The 19,362-nt window shown below is 71.8% G+C and carries 16 protein-coding genes and 1 pseudogene; 5 read left to right on the top strand and 12 right to left on the bottom strand.

The features are described from left to right. Positions 1–388: 388 nt before the first annotated feature. Positions 389–1,357: an aquaporin gene (locus tag ACQ0O7_RS22950; RefSeq protein ID WP_430784220.1), complete on the bottom strand. Its 969-nt coding sequence runs from the start codon at positions 1,355–1,357 to the stop codon at positions 389–391. A 52-nt stretch (positions 1,358–1,409) separates the two neighbouring features. Next, positions 1,410–2,063, bottom strand: a complete 654-nt coding sequence (locus ACQ0O7_RS22945; protein WP_430784219.1) for an SDR family oxidoreductase — start codon at positions 2,061–2,063, stop codon at positions 1,410–1,412. An 81-nt stretch (positions 2,064–2,144) separates the two neighbouring features. Between ACQ0O7_RS22945 and ACQ0O7_RS22940 the strand changes: the two genes are divergently transcribed. Beyond that, positions 2,145–4,646, top strand: coding sequence for a PAS domain S-box protein (locus ACQ0O7_RS22940; protein WP_430784218.1), 2,502 nt, complete (start codon positions 2,145–2,147; stop codon positions 4,644–4,646). 153 nt (positions 4,647–4,799) lie between these two features. Here the strand turns inward: ACQ0O7_RS22940 and ACQ0O7_RS22935 are convergent, their stop codons facing one another. From ACQ0O7_RS22935 to ACQ0O7_RS22900, 8 genes are all read right to left on the bottom strand, one after another. Beyond that, positions 4,800–5,801, bottom strand: coding sequence for an LLM class flavin-dependent oxidoreductase (locus tag ACQ0O7_RS22935; protein ID WP_430784217.1), 1,002 nt, complete (start codon positions 5,799–5,801; stop codon positions 4,800–4,802). A 59-nt stretch (positions 5,802–5,860) separates the two neighbouring features. Then, positions 5,861–7,864 (bottom strand): CDP-glycerol glycerophosphotransferase family protein, encoded by a 2,004-nt coding sequence (locus tag ACQ0O7_RS22930; protein ID WP_430784216.1) that lies wholly within the window; start codon positions 7,862–7,864, stop codon positions 5,861–5,863. 132 nt (positions 7,865–7,996) lie between these two features. Then, complete coding sequence (locus ACQ0O7_RS22925; protein ID WP_430784215.1) at positions 7,997–9,025, bottom strand: HEAT repeat domain-containing protein; 1,029 nt, start codon at positions 9,023–9,025, stop codon at positions 7,997–7,999. 7 nt (positions 9,026–9,032) lie between these two features. Then, complete coding sequence (locus ACQ0O7_RS22920; RefSeq protein WP_430784214.1) at positions 9,033–9,683, bottom strand: HEAT repeat domain-containing protein; 651 nt, start codon at positions 9,681–9,683, stop codon at positions 9,033–9,035. Positions 9,684–9,717: 34 nt separating this feature from the next. Continuing rightward, positions 9,718–10,386, bottom strand: coding sequence for a SprT-like domain-containing protein (locus ACQ0O7_RS22915; protein ID WP_430784213.1), 669 nt, complete (start codon positions 10,384–10,386; stop codon positions 9,718–9,720). Positions 10,387–10,419: 33 nt separating this feature from the next. Next, a complete protein-coding gene (locus ACQ0O7_RS22910) occupies positions 10,420–11,031 on the bottom strand; it encodes a 3-oxoacid CoA-transferase subunit B (RefSeq protein ID WP_430784212.1) in 612 nt (203 codons plus the stop codon). Further along, positions 11,031–11,717, bottom strand: coding sequence for a 3-oxoacid CoA-transferase subunit A (locus ACQ0O7_RS22905; protein ID WP_430784211.1), 687 nt, complete (start codon positions 11,715–11,717; stop codon positions 11,031–11,033). Before ACQ0O7_RS22905 ends, ACQ0O7_RS22910 begins: the two co-directional genes overlap by 1 nt. After that, a complete protein-coding gene (locus tag ACQ0O7_RS22900) occupies positions 11,717–12,901 on the bottom strand; it encodes a thiolase family protein (protein WP_430784210.1) in 1,185 nt (394 codons plus the stop codon). Before ACQ0O7_RS22900 ends, ACQ0O7_RS22905 begins: the two co-directional genes overlap by 1 nt. A 55-nt stretch (positions 12,902–12,956) precedes the next feature. On the opposite strand from ACQ0O7_RS22900, the gene ACQ0O7_RS22895 reads away from it, so the two are divergent. Continuing rightward, complete coding sequence (locus tag ACQ0O7_RS22895; protein WP_430784209.1) at positions 12,957–13,865, top strand: LysR family transcriptional regulator; 909 nt, start codon at positions 12,957–12,959, stop codon at positions 13,863–13,865. Positions 13,866–14,487: 622 nt separating this feature from the next. Beyond that, positions 14,488–15,063: a dihydrofolate reductase family protein gene (locus ACQ0O7_RS22890; RefSeq protein ID WP_430784208.1), complete on the top strand. Its 576-nt coding sequence runs from the start codon at positions 14,488–14,490 to the stop codon at positions 15,061–15,063. Here the strand turns inward: ACQ0O7_RS22890 and ACQ0O7_RS22885 are convergent, their stop codons facing one another. Then, positions 15,064–15,750 carry a helix-turn-helix domain-containing protein gene (locus tag ACQ0O7_RS22885; RefSeq protein WP_430784207.1) on the bottom strand — a complete coding sequence of 229 codons (687 nt, stop codon included), beginning with the start codon at positions 15,748–15,750 and terminating at the stop codon, positions 15,064–15,066. Positions 15,751–15,815: 65 nt separating this feature from the next. Here ACQ0O7_RS22885 and ACQ0O7_RS22880 point away from each other — a divergent pair, with 65 nt between their 5' ends. Continuing rightward, positions 15,816–16,550, top strand: coding sequence for an SIMPL domain-containing protein (locus ACQ0O7_RS22880; protein WP_430784206.1), 735 nt, complete (start codon positions 15,816–15,818; stop codon positions 16,548–16,550). Here ACQ0O7_RS22880 and ACQ0O7_RS22875 read toward each other — a convergent pair. Next, positions 16,501–18,297: pseudogene (locus ACQ0O7_RS22875) on the bottom strand (ATP-dependent Clp protease ATP-binding subunit); the annotation flags it as partial. The gene ACQ0O7_RS22880 and the pseudogene ACQ0O7_RS22875 overlap by 50 nt on opposite strands. Positions 18,298–18,520: 223 nt before the next feature. Here ACQ0O7_RS22875 and ACQ0O7_RS22870 point away from each other — a divergent pair. Continuing rightward, positions 18,521–19,273 carry a hypothetical protein gene (locus ACQ0O7_RS22870; RefSeq protein WP_430784205.1) on the top strand — a complete coding sequence of 251 codons (753 nt, stop codon included), beginning with the start codon at positions 18,521–18,523 and terminating at the stop codon, positions 19,271–19,273. The last annotated feature ends 89 nt before the right edge of the window (positions 19,274–19,362 follow it).

Below are 19,362 nucleotides of genomic sequence, written 5' to 3'. Positions count from 1 at the left end.
CACCACGCGGTGTGACGTCCTGACCCGCGGAACCTGCCGCCCGCACACGATCGCGATTCGTGTGCGGGCACGCGCTGTCCCGGCTCGCTGAGGCCGCACGCATGCCGGACCGTAAGCGCCGCAGCGCCCCAGGCGCCGCCGCGGGCATCCGATCCGTGGTCTCAGGTGCCGCCGCGAGCGCCTGAACCGTGGGCGTGTGGTGAGCCGCCTGGGTGCCTGATTTGTCAGCTTGTGCGTCGGTCGGGGTGGTGCGCGTTTCCGTTTTCGCCGCATTCGGCCCGGCGGTCGCTGGACGGTCTTGCAGTGACGCGGGCGTCGCGGGGACCGGGCAGGGCGTCCCGATTTCTGCTGGCCCGATTGGCGTACATCCGCGGGGTGAGAAGGGTTGTCATTCTGGTGGGCGCCGCTGACCTGGAGTAACGCGGACCTGGGCCGACACCGCGTTGCAACTCTCTTCCAGCAGGGCGGCGGGGCTGGAATCCGTGACGCCGCGCTGTGCACCCGCGGGCCGAACGTGCCGCAGCTCACCACAGGGTTGGCTCGTGTGGTGAGTTCGGGTTTGGATTGCGCCGGAAGTCGGCACAGGGTGAGGTTCGGCGGTGGCGGTGGCGGTGGCGGTGGCGGTGGCGGTGGCGGTGGCGGTGGCTGGGGACGGGGCTGGGGCTGGGGACGGGGCTGGGGCTGGGGCTGGGGACGGGGACGGGGACGGGGCTGGGATGGTGGGGCGGGGGTACAGGGTGGGGATCACGGCGCTTGCCGCAGCCAGACCGGCCAGCTGGGCCAGGATGAAGAGCGGGACCGACGGGGGAGCGATGCCGGCCTCGGTGCCGGTGAGGGTTCGGGCCAGGGTGACCGCCGGGTTGGCGAAGCACGCCGACGAGGTGAACCAGCAGGCCGCGCCGATGTAGGCGCCTACCGCCCCGGGGCCTGCCGAACCGCGGCCGGTCCGGGTCAGGGCGGCGGTGGCCACTGCCTCGCTGAGAAGCAGGTGGGGGCCGGTTCGGGTGGTGGTGGAGACGGTCGCCGTGGGCAGGCCGGACATCAGGTTGCCGAGGATCGTGCCGGTCAGGGCGCCGGCGAGTTGGGCGCAGACGTATCCGGCCAGTTCCCGGCCGGTCAGGTTGCCCTGCAACCAGTCGGCGATCGAGACCACCGGGTTGAAGTGGGACCGGGACACCGGCGCGAACATGTAGATGATCGCGGCCAGCGCCAGGGCGACCGTGCTGGAGTTCTGCAGCAACCGGAGACCGGGGTCACCGGAGAGGGCGGTGGCGGTCGCGCTCGCGCCGACGACCGCCACCAGCAGCAGGGCGGTGCCCAGGAATTCGGCCAACAGGCGGCGGGCCAGCGGGATCATGTCCGCAGCGTAGGAGCGCGACGGTCCCGGTGGGCAGGGCCGGACGGCCCGGTCAGGCGCGCAGGGCCTCCGCGACAGGGGTGGGGCCGTTGTTGAACTCGATGGTGCGGCCGACGGTCGACGGGTCGTGCAGGGCGGCCAGGATGGTCGCGGCGACGTCGGCGCGGCTCACCGCGCCGCCCGTCGCGCCCTGGGCCGCCGTCTCGATCCGGCCGGTGGCGGGGTCGTCGGTGAGGCGGCTGGGGGCGAGGACCGTCCAGGACAGGGTGGTGCCGGCCAGGTGGCGGTCGGCGGCGGCTTTCGCCTCCGCGTACGCGAAGAAGGGGTTGTCCTGGGGGACGCCGTGGTCGGGACCGGCGCCGAAGTAGGAGACCATCAGGTAGCGGGGGACACCGGCCTGGATCGCCGCGTCCATCGAGCGGATCGCGGCGTCGCGGTCCACCGCGAACGTCCGGGTGGGGTCGCCGCCGCCCGCCCCGGCCGACCAGATGATCGTGTCGTGGCCGGTGAACAGCTCGGCGAGGGCGCCGGTGTCGAGTCGCTCCACGTCGGCGACCAGCGGAGACGCCCCGGTCGCGGCGACCGCGGCGGTATGGTCGGGGTTGCGGATGATCGCGGTGACCTGATGCCCCGCGTCGGTCAGGAGGGGCAGCAGGAGACGGGCCACCTTGCCGTGCCCGCCGATTACCACGATCCGATTTCTCATGAATCCATGATGCCCCCGGCAAGGTCCTCATTTCGGGGCGAAGGGTGCCGACGGGTCCGAGTGATGACTACCACAGCTTCCATGACGACGACGGGCGACGGTGTGGCCCGCGATGTGGTCCGCGATCCGGCGCGTCTCGATGCGGTGGCGTCGACCGGGCTGATCGGCGGCGCGCCCTCGCCCGTGCTGGACGAGATCACCGGGCTGGCCATGCGCCTGATCGGCGGCCGTGTGTCGCTGGTGAACCTGGTGGAGGCGGACCGGCAGTGCCAGATCAGCATGAGCGGGCCGCCGCTCTCCCCGACGGTGCGCCAGGTGCCGCTGTCGCACTCGTACTGCCGACACGTGGTCGAGTCCGGGGTGCCGCTGGTGGTGCCGGACGCCCGGGAGCACCCGCTGTTGCGGGACAGCCCGGCGATCGTGGCGTACCAGGCGGTGGCCTATCTGGGTGTGCCGGTCCGGTCGCCGAACGGCCAGGTGGTGGGCACCCTGTGTGTCTACGCCTCGGAGCCGCGGGACTGGAGCGACACCGATGTGGCGACGCTTACCGCGCTGTCCACCGCGGTGGGCGCCGAGGTGGCCCGCCGGATGGCCGCCGACGAGGCGGAGCGGGGCTCGACGGACGTGCGATGGGTGGTGGAGGGCACCGGTGACGCGTTCCTGCAGACCACCCCGGACGGCGTGATCACCTGCTGGAACGCCGCGGCCGAGCGGACCTTCGGGCGGATCGCCGCGGAGACCGTGGGTCGCGGCGCCGAAGAGATGATCATCGCGCCGGAGCACCGGGAGGTCTTCACCCACTGGATCTCCGAGCTGGCCGCCGGGGCGGGCTGGGTGAACCGGGAGTTCCTCGGGGCGCACCGGCACGGCCGGCGGTTCCCGGTGGAGATCTCGGCGGCGGTCCGCGTCCAGCACGGGGCGCCGACCACGTTCGCCTTCGTGCGCGACATCAGCACGGTCCGGCGCCGGGAACAGTTGCGCCGCCTGGAGTACGCGGTGGCCGGTGCGCTGGCCACCGCGGACACCGCCGAGAACGCCGCCGAGGCGGTGGTGGAGCGGGTCGGTGAGGGCCTGGTCTGGCCGTACGTGGAGTACTGGCACCTGGACCCGGAGGACGGCGGGCAGCTGGTCCGGGTGGCCGACTGGTCGCGGGACAGCAAGTCGACGGCGCCGATGCGCAACACCCGGGAGTACGGCCGGGGCTGCGGCGTGGTCGACAAGGTGTTCACCTCGCGGGCCGCCCGCTGGGCCACCGACCTGTCCACCTCCGACAGCACCCGGGCGGCGGCGGCGAAGGCGGCCGGGCTGAACACGGTGGTGGCCGTCCCGGTCCGTAACGGGCCGGACGTGGTGGGCGTGCTGGCGATCTTCGACCGGCGGGTGGTGGAGCCGGAGCCGGACCTGATGGCGGCGCTGGACTCGGTGGCCGCACACATCGGCCAGTACGTGCACCGCCGCCGCGCGGTCGACCTGGAGCTGGAGCTGAGCCGGACCCGCCGGCACTTCGACCAGATCGTCGCCAATCTCAACGACTTCCTGTGGACGGTCCGGATCACCTCGGACGGCGCGGTCCGGCTGGTCTACGGGAGCCCGAACCGGACCACCATCTTCGGTGGCCCGGCCCCGGCCGGCGGTGATCTGAGCCGGGCGATGGCGGGCATGGTGCACCCGGACGACCTGGACGCGTTCACCGCGTTCCGGGACACCCTGACCGATGGCCTGCCCGCGCAGGTGGCCTGCCGGCTGATCGGCAAGGACGGGCTGACCCGCTGGGTGTGGACCCGGGGCCAGCCGCGCCGGGAGAACGGGGTGCTGTTCGTGGACGGGGTGTGCAGCGACGTCAGCGACCGGCACCACGACAACGCCCGGCTGCGCCAGCAGGCCGAGCTGCTGGATCTGGCGCCGACCGCGGTGGTGGTGCGGGATCTGGAGGGGCGGATCACCTATTGGAACCGGGGTGCCGAGCAGGTCTACGGCTGGAACGCCTCGGCGGTGATGGGCCGCTGTGTGCACCGGCTGCTGGACACCCGGTTCCCGGAGTCGCGGGAGGCCGTCGAACGGGAGCTGGCCGGCACCGGCGGGTGGCGTGGCGAGCTCGACCACCTGCGCAGTGACGGCACCCGGATCGTGGTGCACTCCCATCAGGGTGTGCAGTGCGACGACGACGGCCGCCCGGTCGGGTTCCTGGAGGTGAACGCGGACGTGACCGCCCGCCGGATGGCGGAGCGGCGGCTGGCCGACGGGGAGAAGCGGATGCGCGCCCAGTTCTCGCTGGCCACCGTGGGGCAGGCGTCGATCTCGCTGGACGGCCGGTTCCTGGAGGTGAATCCGGCGATGGCGGACCTCACCGGGCGTAGCGCCGCGGAACTGGCGGGGCTGACCCTCGACGACATCACCCATCCGGAGGACCGGCCGGAGAACGACCGGACCGCTGCCTTCATGTTCACCGAGGATCAGCCGACGGCCCGCCGGTTGCGGCTGTCGCACGCCGCCGGGCACATGGTGGAGGTGGAGATGGGCATGTCCCTGATCCGGGACGTCGAGGGCCAGCCGGTCGGCTTCTACGCCATGGTCACCGCCTGAATCGTGAACGGCCCGCCACCCGTGTTCCGGCACGGTGGCGGGCCATGTCCGTTTCAGGCTTCATGCTCTGGACCGGAAAGACGAGGTCACCCGGCCCTGGTTCTTTTGGGCCGGCGCGATGTTCTGCCCACCGGCCCCGGACGCCGCCGGTGGTCAGGCCGTGGCCGGGGCGGTCATCGCGGCGCCGGTCAGGGTGACCGAGCGGACCCGGTCGGCGGCCGACTGGGCGTGGTGGGCGGTGATCAGCTCGTCGGCCTGGCAGGAGGCGGCGAAGTCGGTCAGGTAGTCGCGGACCTCGTCCGGCGTGCCGACCGCCGTGTAGCGGGTCATCGCGGCCAGCTGGGCGCCGTTCGGGGAGGCCAGGAACGCGTCGATCTCGGCGTCGGTGAAGTTGCGCCGGACCGGGCCGCGGGTGATGAACGCCCTGGTGCGGGCGCGGTAGGCGGCGGTCATCTGGGCGACCGCCTCCTCGTGGGTGTCGGCGGCCACCACGTTCACCCCGGCGATCACGTACGGCTCGGCGAGCTGCTCGGACGGGGTGAACGTGTCCCGGTAGATCTTGGTGGCCTGGTGCAGGGCCTCGGGGGAGAAGTGGGAGGCGAACGCGTACGGCAACCCCAGCTTGGCGGCCAGCTGGGCGCCGAACAGCGAGGAGCCCAGGATGTAGAGCGGCACCGGCCGCTCGGCCCGGGGCACCGCCTGCACGCCGGGCACCACCGACCGGCCGGACAGGTAGCCCCGCAGCTCCAGCACGTCCTCCGGGAACGACTCGGCGGACAGGTGGTCGCGGCGCAGCGCCCGCATGGTGACCTGGTCGCTGCCGGGCGCCCGGCCCAGGCCCAGGTCGATCCGGCCCGGGTGGAGCGTCTCCAGGGTGCCGAACTGCTCGGCGATCACCAGCGGCGAGTGGTTCGGCAGCATCACGCCACCGGCGCCCAGCCGGATCGTCGAGGTGTGCGCGGCCACGTGCCCGATCACCACGCTGGTGGCGGACGAGGCGATCGACTCCATGTTGTGGTGCTCGGCGTACCAGACCCGCTCGAACCCGGCGCTCTCGGCGGCCCGGGCCAGCTCGACGCTGGCGGCGAAGCTGGCCCGGGCGGTCTGACCGGCGGAGATCGGGGCCAGGTCGAGCAGGGATAGTGCGGTGGGCATGGTGCCGCCTTCCGGTGTCACAGGACGTGCTCAGACGTCAAGTGAAGGCCCGGATCCGCTCATCGTCCACCGACTATGACGCGGCTCATGGCCCGCGCGGGGGTGATCACCGGCTCGTCCAGGAACACCCGGCGGACCACCCGCTCGGCGGCGTGACCGTCGTCCAGGTAGCAGAACCGGTCCCGGAACACCGCCCGGTTGAGGTCGGCGACCGGGCCCCGGACCTCGCCGGAGCGGAACATGCCGGCCAGCTCGTCGGGGGTGCGCGCGGTCACCCCGGGACCGTCCCGGAACACGTCCAGGTAGGCGCCACGGTTCTCCCGGTACTTCTCCCAGTCGGCCGCGTAGATCGCCATCGGCCGGTCCAGCACCGCGTAGTCGAACATCACCGAGGAGTAGTCGGTGATCAGCACGTCGGCGGCCAGGCAGACGTCCTCCACCGAGGGGTGGTCGCTGAGGTCCAGCACCCGGGGGTGGTCGCCGGAGACGTGCGAGCGGTCGAAGTGGTGCACCCGGGCCAGCACGACGGTGTCGTCCGGCAGCTGGTCGGCGAACCGTTCCACGTTGAGCAGCGCGTCACTGCCGAACTCGTAGTCGCGGTAGGTCGGCAGGTAGGCGACGGCGGTCTGGCCGGGGTGCACGCCGACCCGGGCACGCGCCTCCGCCACATCCCGTTCGGTCGCGTTCACCAGGGCGTCGTTGCGCGGGTAGCCGTACTCCAGGGTCTCGTAGTCGCAGGGGTAGGCCCGTTCCCAGACCTCGGTGGTGTACGCGTTCGGGCTGATGCTGAACGACCAGCGGTCGCAGCGCTTGAGCAGCCAGGCCATGTTCATCCCGGTCACCCCGGCCGGGTATTTCAGCTGGTCGATGCCCATCGCCTTGACCGGTGTGCCGTGGTTGGTGGACAGGTGGATCGCGTCCTCGCGCTTCTCCACCCAGCCGGGGAAGTTGACGTTGGAGATCAGCGCCAGGTTCTCGTCGACCGGCTGGCGCAGCTGGGCCTGGTAGTACTTCCGCCGGACCCGCTCGTCGATCCGCAGCTCCCTCTCCACCTCGCGGGTCCGCCGCTTGACCGCCCCGCGCACCCGGGTCGCGGCGCGCCGGGCCAGCCAGCCGGTGTAGGAGCCGCGTTCCAGCAGCCGCTGCTTCTCCCCGGCCGGGCCCTCCCGTGGGGTGTACCCGCCGGCGGGCAGGTGCCTGGCGTACGCCTGGGCCAGGGCCTGGAAGAAGTCCTTGCGGTCCTCGTCGGCGATGCGTTCCGGGTTCTCCAGCACCAGCAGGCACTGGTGGAGCATGCGTTCGAAGATGATCGCGCGGTACGGTGCGGCCCGCTCGCCGATCTCGTCCAGCCGGGCGAACAGCAGGTCGTACTGGTCGAGGGCGTGGAAGTGGCCGCGCCCGGGGGTGGAGGTGATCGCGCCGCGCCGCCGTTGCCGGTAGTAGACGCAGACCCGCTCCAGCACGGTGATCCGGTCGGCGAGGATCAGCACCGGGAAGCCGACCGGCACGTCCTCGTACAGCCCGCCCGGGTACGTGATCCGGTGCTGTTCGAGGAACGTACGCCGGTAGATCTTGTTCCAGGCCACGTGGAAGATCTTGAGCGCGTTCGGGTACTCGGCCAGCGTGAACAGCCGGGGCAGGCCCTCGGTGCGAATCAGTTCGGCCAGCTTGCTGCGTTTGCTCTTGTGGTTCCACCACACCTTGGCGTAGTCGACCACCAGTACGTCCGGGTCGGTCTCGCCGATCCGGGCGGCGATCGCGGCCAGGGCGCCCGGCGCGATCCAGTCGTCGCTGTCGACGAACCAGACGAACTCCCCGGTGGCGTGCCGCTGCCCCTCGTTGCGGGCCTGCCCGAGCCCGACGTTCTCGGCCAGGTGCAGCACCCGGACCCTGGGGTCGCGGGCGGCGTACTCGTCCAGGATCGCACCGCAGTGATCCGGTGAGCAGTCGTCGACGGCGATCACCTCGATGTCGGTGAACGGCTGGCCGAGGAGCGAATCCAGGCATTCGCGGAGGTACGCCTGAACCCGGTAGACCGGCAGGACGATACTCAGCAAGGGCATATCGGGTCACACCTCTGTCGGGTCGAGTGGCGGCGTGACGTTACCAACCAGGACGACTGAAGATCACCTATGCCTCATATGGCGTCCATCATGGAGGTATCCGTTTGTTCAAATAGGTCAGGGTTGTGGGGGTTACTCCGGCCGATCGTCCCGGAATCGGCTCGGTCGAACGGGGGAACGCAGCCGCAGCACGTAGGCGGCGGTGAGCGCGACCGCCCGATCGGCGTCCTCCGCCGACAGCGCGGTCAGGGCCCGGGTCGCGGTCTCGCCCGGGATGTCGGCGAGCGCCTGGGTCAGCCGCTGGCGGGCGGCCGGATTCCGGGAGCCCGCGATCCGTTCGGTCAGGACACCGGCGATCCGGTCCGCCAGCACGGCGTCGCCGGCCAGGGCACTCAGCGCGTCGGCGGCCCCGGCGTCGTTGGTGTTTGTGACGATCATGTCGACCAGCGTCGGGATCGCCTCCGGAGCCGACCGGGAACCCAGGGCCACCGCCGCGTACCGGCGGATCTCGTGATCGTCATGGGTCAGCGTCGCGCGCAGCACGGCGGTCGCCTCCGGGCCCGGGAACTCGTCGATCGCCCGGATCGCCCGGCGGCGCACCGGGCGCTCGGCCGCGTCCAGCCCGGCGGCCAGCAGCGGCAGCGCGTCCGTGCCGGCCCGGACCAGCGCCCAGCGCAGCGCCCCGGCGGCGTTCGTGTCCGGCTCGCTCAGCGCCGCCTCCACCAGGGCCTCCACCGGCACCGGGACCTCGGACAGCGCCGCCTTCTGCCGCCGGCCGGCGCTGTCCGATCCGAGGGCCTGCAACAGTGCGACGATCTGCAGGACCTCCTCCCACCCGGCCGGGCCCGCCTCACCCAGACGCTCCAGCCGGGCCAGCAGCCGGGTCTCGGCGGCGATCCGCTCCCGGGTCCTGCCGATCAGCTCGCCGACCAGCCCGGCCGGGTCGAACGCCGGATCGTCGAGCGCCTGCCCGGCCTCCTTCAGCGACAGGCCGAGCGAGCGCAGGCTCTCGATGTGGAAGATCCGGCGGATGTCGTCCGCCGAATACTCCCGGTAGCCGGAGGAGGTGCGCCCGGTCGGCCGGACCAGGCCGATCGAGTCGTAGTGGCGCAGCATGCGGGCGCTGACCCCGGACCGTCGCGCCACATCCCCGATCAACACCTCCCCATCATCCCGCCCGTTCGGCGGGCAGCGTCTCGGAAGGACCCAGCGCCACGATGCGTATCGCCTGGTCGACACCGAAGTCGAAGCCGGCGTCCGGGTCCTGGAAGAGCTGCTCGGTGGCGAGGGCGTGCTGCCGTACCACCGGGTCGTCGTGGTCCAGCGGCAACGCCGCCGAGCCCGCCTCGCCCAGCATGATCAGTGCCCGGCTCAGGCTCAGCCGGGTCTCCCGGTCACCGCGCCCCAGCTGGGTCACCAGGATCGCCGCCAGCCCGGCCTCGGCGCCGTCCGGCACCAGCCCGGCCGCCGTCCGCCACGCCGCCCGGGCCACCTCGCCGTCGGTGTCGGTGAGCAGCTCCCGGGTGAGTGCCGGCCACGCCGCCCGGTCGCCGATCTTGGACAGCGAGTGCAGTGCCTGGCTCCGCGCCTGCGGCCGTGCCGAGGACAGTTCGGCGACCAGCCGGGGCACCGTCGACTCCGCCGGGAGCCGGGTGATCGCCCAGGTCAGCATGTCCCGGACGTAGAAGTCCGGTTCGACCGCGCACCGCTCGACCAGTGTGTCGATCAGGTCCGGGTCGGGTGTGGTGCCGGCCGCGAGCGCCGCCTGGAGCCGCACCGACGAGCTGCCGCTCGCCAGCGCCGTGACAACTGTGTTCATGCGGCCCAGTGAAGACCTTGTCACCGTGACAAGGTCAAGCCACCGCCTCGACCATCGCGAACGACGCGTTCAGCAGCCCGGCCCGGGTCTGCACGTGGAAGCGGCTGCGGCCCTGTTTGACGATGGTGCCGACCATGCCGCCGTATTTTCCGCCGCCCTTCAGGCGGACCCGATCGCCGATCTTGAACGACCCGGCGTTGCGCCCACCCTGCACCCGGACCATCTCGGCCGCGTAGGCGGCCTGCATCGGCGCCGCCTGCCCCCGGTAGGTCCAGGCGAACACGGCGGTCCGGTCGAACGTCCGGGAACAGCGCGAACACGACCGCACCCGGGTCGGCCGGCGGTGCGCGGTGGTCCGGTGCCCGGCCGGGCAGAAGCCGACCCAGGCGCCCTCCACCCGGGGCACCCCCTCCGGCACGCACCGGGTGCCCGAGCAGCCGATCCGCTGGGCGGTGGCCCGCCACACCGCGTCGTGCCCATGCTCGGCGCCGACCAGGGCGTGCGCGATCTCGTGCAACACCGTCTCGGTGACCTGCTCGACCGTGTAGAGGCGGATCAACGGCCGGGACAACCCGATCTCCCGGCTCGCCGGCCGGCACACCCCGGCCCGGGTCTTGGCGTTGTCGAACGTCAGTCGCCACCCGCTGAGCCCGTGCCGCGCCATCAGCCCGGCCGCCAGCTCCCGCGCCTCACCAAGATCCAACCCAGCGGCTCCTTCACTCCTGGGACAGTGAGGCTACGTCATCGCGTCGAGCTGCTCGCGGGTGATCCCGAACGACTCCCGTAGCACCACACCGCCCGGTCCCACATCGAACACGGCCAGGTCGGTATAGACCCGGCTGACACACCGTAAACCGGTCAGCGGATAGGTGCACTCCGGCACGAGCTTCGGGCGGCCCTGCCTGTCGAACAGGGTCATCATCACGTACACCTGCCTGGCCCCGATGGCCAGGTCCATCGCCCCGCCGACCGCCGGGATCGCGTCGGGCGCGCCGGTGTGCCAGTTCGCCAGGTCGCCGTGCACCGACACCTGGAAGGCGCCGAGCACACAGACGTCCAGATGGCCGCCGCGCATCATCAGGAACGAGTCGGCGTGGTGGAAGTAGGAGGCGCCGGGCAGCTCGGTGACCGGCACCTTCCCGGCGTTGGTCAGATCCGGGTCGATGTCGTCGCCGGTCGCCGCCGGGCCCATGTTGAGCATGCCGTTCTCGGTGTGCAGGACGACACCCTGCTCCGGGGTGAGATGGTCGGCGACCCGGGTGGGCTGGCCGATCCCCAGATTGACGTACGAGTACGCCGGGATGTCCCGGGCCACCCGCGCGGCGAGCTCATCGGTGGACAGTGGCATCAGCGCGCTCCCTCGACCATGTACCGGCGGGCCTGCACCCGCACCACCCGATCGACGAAGATGCCCGGTGTCACCACCGTCTCCGGATCGATCGCCCCCGCCTCCACCAGCTCGCCGACCTGCACGATCGTGGTGGTCGCGGCGGTCGCCATCACCGGCCCGAAATTCCGGGCCGTCTTGCGGTAGACCAGGTTGCCCAGCGGGTCGGCCCGGTGCGCACTGATCAGCGCCACATCCCCCTTGATCGGGAACTCCAGCACGTACTCCCGGCCGTCGATGGTCCGGGTCTCCTTGCCCTCGGCCAGCGGGGTGCCCACCCCGGTCGGGCAGTAGAACGCCCCGATCCCCGCCCCGCCGGCCCGCATCCGCTCGGCCAGGCTGCCCTGCGGCACCACTTCCAGCTCGATCCGGCCGGACCGGTACAGATCATCGAAGACGTAGGAGTCCGACTGGCGGGGGAACGAACAGATCACCTTGCGGACCCGCCCCGCCTTCAACAGCGCGGCCAGGCCGACATCACCGTTGCCGGCGTTGTTGCTCACGATCGTCAGGTCCGCCGCGCCCTGCCGGATCAGCCCGTCGATCAGGTCGAACGGCATCCCGGCCAGCCCGAACCCGCCGACCAGCACGGTGCTGCCGTCGGTGATCCCGGCGACCGCCTCGTCCACACTCTCCCGCAGTTTCATCACCGCACCCTTTCCAGTACGACGGCGAGGCCCTGCCCGACGCCGATGCAGATCGCGGCCACCCCGTACCGTTCGTCCCGCTCGTGCAGCACCTTCGCCAGGGTGCCCAGGATCCGGCCGCCGCTGGCACCGAGCGGGTGACCGATCGCGATCGCACCGCCCCGGGTGTTCACGATCTCCGGGTCGATGCCCCAGGCGTCCACGCACGCCAGTGACTGCACGGCGAACGCCTCGTTCAGTTCGACCGCGCCGACCTGATCCCAGCCGATGCCGGCCCGGGCCAGCGCCCGGTTCGCGGCCTCCACCGGGGCGTACCCGAAATCGCGGGGGTCCAGGGCGGACACGCCCCGGCCGACGATCGCGGCCAGTGGGTCCCGGCCGAGCGCCGCGTTCTCCGAGCCGAGCAGCACCGCGCTCGCGCCGTCACTGAGCGGGGAGGCGTTGCCGGCGGTGATGGTGCCGTCCGGGCGGAAGCTGGGCCTCAGGATGCTCAGCTTCTCCGGCGAGCTGTCCGGGCGTACCCCCTCGTCGGTGGTCAGGCCCTCGACCGGGACCACCAGGTCGTCGTAGAACCCGTCCGCCCACGCTTGCGCGGCCAGCCGGTGGGACCGGGCGGCGAACGCGTCCTGGCGTACCCGGTCGATCCCGTGTTTCTCGCCCAGCATCTCGTTGCACTCACCGAGCGATACGGTCCACTCGGCCGGCATCCGCGGATTGACCAGACGCCAGCCCAGCGTCGTCGACACGGCCGTCAGGTCGCCGGGCGGGAACCCCTTCGCCGGTTTCGGCAGCACCCAGGGCGCACGGGTCATCGACTCGACCCCACCGGCCACGATCACGTCGGCGTCCCCGGTCTCGATCGCCCGGGAACCGATCATCACCGCGTCCAGCCCCGACCCGCACAGCCGGTTCACCGTGGTGGCCGGGACCCCGGCGGGCAGCCCGGCGAGCAGCGCGGCCATCCGGCCCACGTTGCGGTTGTCCTCGCCGGCCCCGTTCGCGTTGCCCCAGATCACCTCGTCGACGGCCATGCCGGTCGCGCCGGTCGCGCCGGTCGCGCCGGTCTCGCCATTGAGCAGCGCCCGGATGGTGCCGGCGGCCAGGTCGTCGGGCCGGACGCCGGCCAGCGCGCCGTTGAACCGGCCGAACGGGGTGCGCACCGCGTGATAGACGAAGGCTCTCATCTCGACCACGCTATGCCGTCGGCTTGATACGTTGAAGTATCAATATCATGCGCCATTGAGAGTCCTGAGGTATCAATCCGTGGAGTTGCGGCAGCTGCGCTACTTCGTGGTCGTCGCCGAGGAACGCCACTTCGGCCGGGCCGCCGCCCGCCTGCACATGGCCCAGCCGCCACTCTCCCAGGCCATCCGCCGCCTGGAGGCGTCACTCGGCGTCGAACTGCTGCACCGGACCACCCGGCGGGTGACCCTCACCGACGCCGGCCGCGCCTACCTGGACCGGGTGCGGGCGATCCTCGCCGACCTGGACGACGCCGGGCACGAGGCCCGCCGGGTGGCCGCCGGAGCGGTCGGCCACCTGACCGTCGGGTGCGTGGGCTCGGCCACGTACAGCCTGCTCCCGGCGTTGTCCCGGCACCTGGCCGTGGAACTGCCCGGCGTCGACTTCTCGTTCCGGGGTGAGATGCTGGCCCCCGACCAGATCGAGGCGCTGCGCACCGGCGAGATCGACGTGGCCCTGCTCCGCCCGCCGGTCGACGACCCCACCCTCACGGTGATCCCGCTGCGCAGCGACCCGCTGATGGTGGCCCTACCCGCCGCGCACCCACTGGCCGCCCGGCCCACGGTGGGCGTCGCCGATCTGCGGGACGAGGCGCTGATCGTGCACTCCGCGGACCGCCGCTCGACGATGTACACCCTGGTCCTGGGCCTGTTCCGGGACGCCGCGGTGGAGCCCCGGATCCGGCACGAGGTGGGCGAGACGTCCACGCTGATCACCCTGGTGGCCGGCGGCCTGGGCGTCGCGGTGGTCCCGGCCCCGGTGGCGGCCCTGGCCCTGGACGGCGTGACATACCGCCCCCTGACCCCGCCCTCGGCGACGGTCGATCTGGCCCTGGCCCACCGCGCCGACCGCACCGAACCCCACCTCACCCGCACCCTGTCCCTGATCCGCTCCCTGACCCGATAGCGCCCCGCGCCGAAACGCGGCACGCACCCAGCGGTCACAGCGCGCGTGCCGACTTGCGGTCCGTTCCGGGCCGTTGTGCGGCACGTATCCGGTGGTCAGGGCGCGCGTGCCGATTTGCGGTGCGTTTCGGGCCGTTGTGCGGCACGTTTGCGGTGGTCAGGGCGCGCGTGCCGATTTGCGGTGCGTTTCGCGCCGTTGTGCGGCACGCGGCTGGGGTTGCTGGTTCGCGTGGTTACTTGCGGTTTGTTCTGCGCCGTGGTTCGGGGATGCGGCTTCTCGCGGTTGTTGATTTTTTACAACCGCGGGGGTACGCCAATCGGCTCCACGGAGATCGGGTCGTTCGGTGCCGTCCCCGCGAGGTCCGCGGCAGACCGGACCGAAACGCGACCGCCGGGCGAATGCGGCCGTCACCGGTGAGAGGGCGAGCGGCCCCGAGCGGGCTCGGATCCCGCGTGGTGCTTTCCGGCTCGATCCGCACCGGAAGGTGCCACACGGGTGAGGGCGGGACGCGACCAGCGGTGGGTTGGGGGGAACGAGTGGGGGCGTGTCGTTTCTGTCCAAGACGGGGGAGTGGTGGGGATCTAGCGTGGGCCCGGTAACCGCTATCGAGGAGAGAACAACCATGCGGAACCTTGTCTGGACCGGCTTCATGTCGCTCGACGGCGTTGTGGACTCGCCCGGTGGGACGGAGGAGGGGCACCGTGGTGGGGGCTGGGTTTTCAAGGATCTGGAGTTCGTGCCGGAGGCCTGGTCGCTCAAGGGCGAGGAGCTGGCCGACACGAGTGCGCTGATGTTCGGGCGGGCCAGCTACCAGGCGTTCGCCAGTGTCTGGCCGGGCTCGGAGGATCACGCGGACTATCGGGAGCTGCCCAAGTTCGTGGTCTCCGGCACGCTCACCGACGACGGCCTGGTCGAGGGCTGGGGGGCTACCACGATCCTGCGTTCCACCGAGGACGTGGCGGCGCTCAAGGAGACCGAGGGCGGGGCGATCTTCATCCACGGCAGTGCCGAGCTGGCCCGGCGGCTGTCCGACGCGGGGCTGATCGACCAGTACAACCTGCTGGTGTTCCCGGTGCTGCTGGGTGCGGGCAAGAGCCTGTTCGGGCGGGCCGATCGGGACAAGTACATGCTGTCGTTGCGGGAGTCGGGCACGTACGACAATGGGATCCTGAAGTTGATCTATGACGTGAAGCGCTGATCAGAGGCCTATCGCGCCGCCGGAACGGTCGCGTAGCTGCCCGGCGGTGCGCCCGATGTAGGTCCGCAGCGCCCGGGCCAGGTGCGGCTCGTCGAAGTAGTCGAGCTCGGCGACCACGTCGGGAGCCGTGGTCCCGGCGGTGAGCAGCCCGGCGGCGGTGCGGGCCCGGTCGATCTGCCGGATCGTGCCGTGGGTGAGGCCGGTCGCGGCGCGGAACCGGCGTTGCACGGTGCGGGCGGCCACGTCCGGCCGGTGCCCGCGCAGCACGTCGGCGACGAGCGGGTCACGCACCACCACACCGGCCCTGACCAGGGCGCTGACCAGGGCTTCGGCGTCGTCCGGGCCGGGTGTGGACCAGCGGGTGCCGTCCAGCCGGAAGGTGCGGGCGGTGGTGTCGGGCAGTTCGATGCCGCCGTCGACGAGGGCCGGGGTGGGCACCGCCCGCAGTGTGGTGCCGGTGGCGAACTCGATGCCGGTGAAGATCGCGTCCTCCGGGACGGGCGCCGTGCGGGTGCGGGTCTCGGGGCCGGTGACGGCGGCGAACGACCGGCCGTCCCGCGCCCAGAAGACCAGGCCCCAATGCGTCCCGGCGACCGAGGTCATGGTGGTGACCTGATCGCTGGTGGACGTCCAGACGGTGTCGATCCAGATCGAGTCGGATCGCCGTGTTTCGAACCGCAGCCCCACCGGCCGAACGATAACGCATGGACGTTATCAACCGAATTGGGCAATATGTGACTTATGGTAGAAAAATGAACCGCTCACTCTCCACCAGGTCGGCGCTCGTCGCGCTGGCCACCACCGGCACGCTGCTCCTCGGATCCCCGGCCCTCGCCGACACCGACCCGCCCTGGGAGAGCGTGCAGGTCAGCGGCACCGGCGAGGTGTTCGGCGAGCCCGACAAGCTGACCGCCAACCTGGCCGCCGAGACCACCGCGCCGACCGTCGCCGCGGCCCTGAACGGCACCACCGCGGCCGCCGCCAAGATGCGCGACGCGCTGGTCAAGGCCGGCATCGCCAAGGTCGACCTGCAGACCTCCAACGTCGACGTCGAGGCCAAGACCGACGACGACGGCAAGATCACCGGATACACGGTGAACCAGGGCGTCACCGTGACGATCCGGAACCTGACCAAGGCCGGCACGATCCTCTCCGACACCATCACCGCCGGTGGCGACGCGGCCCGGCTCAACGGGGTGTCCTTCGGCATCGAGGACGAGAGCGGCCTGCTGAACCAGGCCCGCAAGCGGGCCTTCGGCACCGCCCGCGGCAAGGCCGAACTCTTCGCCAAGGAGGCCGGCCGCCCGCTCGGCCGGGTCCTCAAGGTCACCGAGACGACACCCGGCTGGGGCGGCGGAGGCGAACAGTACAAGGCCATGGCCGCCTTCGCCGCCGACGCGTCACTGCCGATCGAGCCCGGCCGTCAGCGCCTGTCGGTCACCGTGTCGGTGGAGTGGGCGCTGGACACGTCAACGTCAGCGAAGTGAGATCGGCCGTGGCGTCCACCAGCACGGTCTGACCCGGGCGCAGCTCGTTGCGGAGGATCCGCTCGGACAGCGGATCCTCCAGCTCCCGCTGCACGGCCCGGCGCAACGGCCGGGCCCCGAGCAGCGGATCGAACCCCTCGGCGGCCAGGAACCGGCGGGCGGCATCGGTGAGCGTCAGACCCATGTCCAGGTCCCGGAGCCGCTCCTCGACCTGGCCGGCGAACACGTCGACGATCCGCAGGATCTCCGGCTGCCCCAGACGGCCGAACACGATCGTCTCGTCGATCCGGTTCAGGAACTCCGGCCGGAAGAACTCCGCCAGCCGGGCGTCCACCAGCGACGGCGACTCCACCGAACCGAAGCCGGCGGTCCGGGCGGACTCCCGCGTGCCCAGATTGGTGGTCAGCACCACGACAGTGTTCGCGAAGTCGACGATCCGGCCCCGGCCGTCGGTCAGCCGGCCCTCCTCCAGAACCTGCAACAGGGTGTGGAAGACATCCGGATGAGCCTTCTCGATCTCGTCGAACAACACCACCGAGAACGGCCGCCGCCGGACCCGCTCGGTCAACTGCCCGCCCTCCTCGTGACCGACATAGCCGGGCGGCGCCCCGACCAGGCGCGACACCGTCGACCGGTCGTGGAACTCGGACATGTCGAACTGGATCAGGGTGTCCTCGGACCCGAACAGGAAGGCGGCCAGCGTACGACACAATTCGGTCTTCCCCACGCCGGACGGCCCGGCGAAGATGAACGACCCGGACGGCCGCCGGGGATCCTTGACACCGGCCCGGGCCCGCCGGACCGCCCGCGCCACCGCCCGCACCGCGTCGTCCTGGCCGATCACCCGGCGGCGCAGCTCGTCCTCCATGTGCCGCAGCCGGGCGGACTCCGCCTCGGTGATCCGGTGCACCGGAATCCCGGTCCGGTCGGCGAGCACCTCGGCGATCTCCTCGTCCCCCACCTCGGCCAGCACGTCCAGGTCACCGGAGAGGCGGCGCACCGCCAGCCGGGCGCCGGCCTCGTCCAGCAGATCGATCGCCTTGTCCGGCAGGAACCGGTCCGTGAGGTAACGTCCGGCCAGCGTCGCCGCCGCCACGATCGCCCCATCGGTGTACGTCACCTGGTGATGCGTCTCGTACGCGTCCCGCAGCCCCCGCAGAATCGACACCGTGTGCTCCGTCGTCGGCTCACCCACCCGGATCGGCGACAGCCGCCGCTCCAGAGCCCGGTCCCGCTCCAGGAAACGGCGATACTCGTCCAGGGTGGTCGCCCCGACCAGCTGCAACTCGCCCCGGGCCAGCAGCGGCTTGAGAATGCTCGCCGCGTCGATCGAGCCCTCGGCCGAACCCGCCCCCACCAGAGTGTGGATCTCGTCGATGAACAGGACCACATCACCGGCCGCGGCCACCTCCGCCAGCACCCGCTTCAGCCGCTCCTCGAAATCACCCCGGTAGCGGGCGCCGGCCACCAGGGCACTCAGGTCCAGAGTGCACACCCGCTTGCCGGCCAGGGTGTCCGGGACGTCACCGGCGACGATCGCCCGGGCCAGCCCCTCGACCGCCGCGGTCTTGCCCACCCCCGGCTCGCCGACCAGCACCGGATTGTTCTTCCGGCGCCGCGACAGCGCCAGCATCACCTGCTCGATCTCCGGCTCCCGGCCGATCACCGGATCCAGCCGCCCGTCCCGGGCCAGCCGGGTCAGATCGACGCCGTACCGCTCCAGCGGCGCGGAACCATCCGCCGTCGCCGGCCGGAAACGATCAGTGAAACGCTCGACCACGACACTCACGTCCTCGCGGCAAGGCCCCACGCACCCCGCCCAAGGAGACAGAGTGGAGTCGATCGCGCTGAGTCGGAGCCTCTTGGCGCTGATGCGGGACCCGCGTGGGCGGCCCCGCGACGCTCGTGCAGGCGCGCTGCCCCCCGAGCGTAGCGCGCTTCGATTTACGATGCGTTCGGGAGGAGTCGCCATGAGTCGTCGCGCTGTTCCGGACCGAGCCCGCAAACGTGCCGTCCGTGCCCTGGCCGCCCGGCTCGGGGTGGCCTATTCGGTGGCCGCCCGCCTGCTGGAGTCCGCTCCGCCGGATTCCGGTCCCCGCCCGCCGGATGATCATCGGGCGTGGATGTTCGCCGCCCGCGAACAGCGCGGTTTCCTCGCCCGGGTCGCCGACACCAGGCTCGCCGCCGACCTGCCCCTCGGCCGGGCCACCCACCTGGTCCGCCGCTTCCCTCCGTTGCGCCCCTTCTACGACGGTGCGGGACGAGAGACCACGATCGCCATGTCGTACGCGGTGGTCCTGCACGAATATCCGCGACTCCGCCCACCCGCCGGCGAGCTGGCCTGGGCCGCCGAGCTGGGAGAGGAGACCGCCGTCGACGTGCCGTGCGCGGCCCTGGACCGGCGGGCCCGCCTGCTGCTGGACGCCGACCGCTGGCGCTTGTGGTCCCGGGTGGAGGCGGCGCTGACCGCCGGCGAGTCCAGCCCCGACCGGCACCGGCGGGACGCGGCGATCATCCTCGGCCGGGAGCTGCGCTCGACCAGTCTGCGCGGCTCGGTCGACGGTGCCCGGCACACCCTGGACGCTCTGCTGGTGGAGGCGTTCGGCGGGCACGCCCCGGGCATCCGGTTGGGGTCCGGCACGGTGGTCGGCGTCCACTGGACCGAGGCGGGGCCACCCACCTCGTACGACATCCGCCCCGATCGCTCTCCGGTCCCGGCCTGATCCGCCTTCCGGGGACGGCAGGTCCCGGTCTGATCTGCCGTCCCCCGCACCTTCTCGTTCCGGTGTGATCCGGCATCCTGGCGCCCGCC

It is taken from the genome of Actinoplanes sp. G11-F43, from assembly GCF_050589265.1.
Classification (GTDB): domain Bacteria; phylum Actinomycetota; class Actinomycetes; order Mycobacteriales; family Micromonosporaceae; genus Actinoplanes.
Note: the sequence above shows the minus strand (reverse complement) of the source record. Positions and strands in the feature narration are given on the sequence as shown.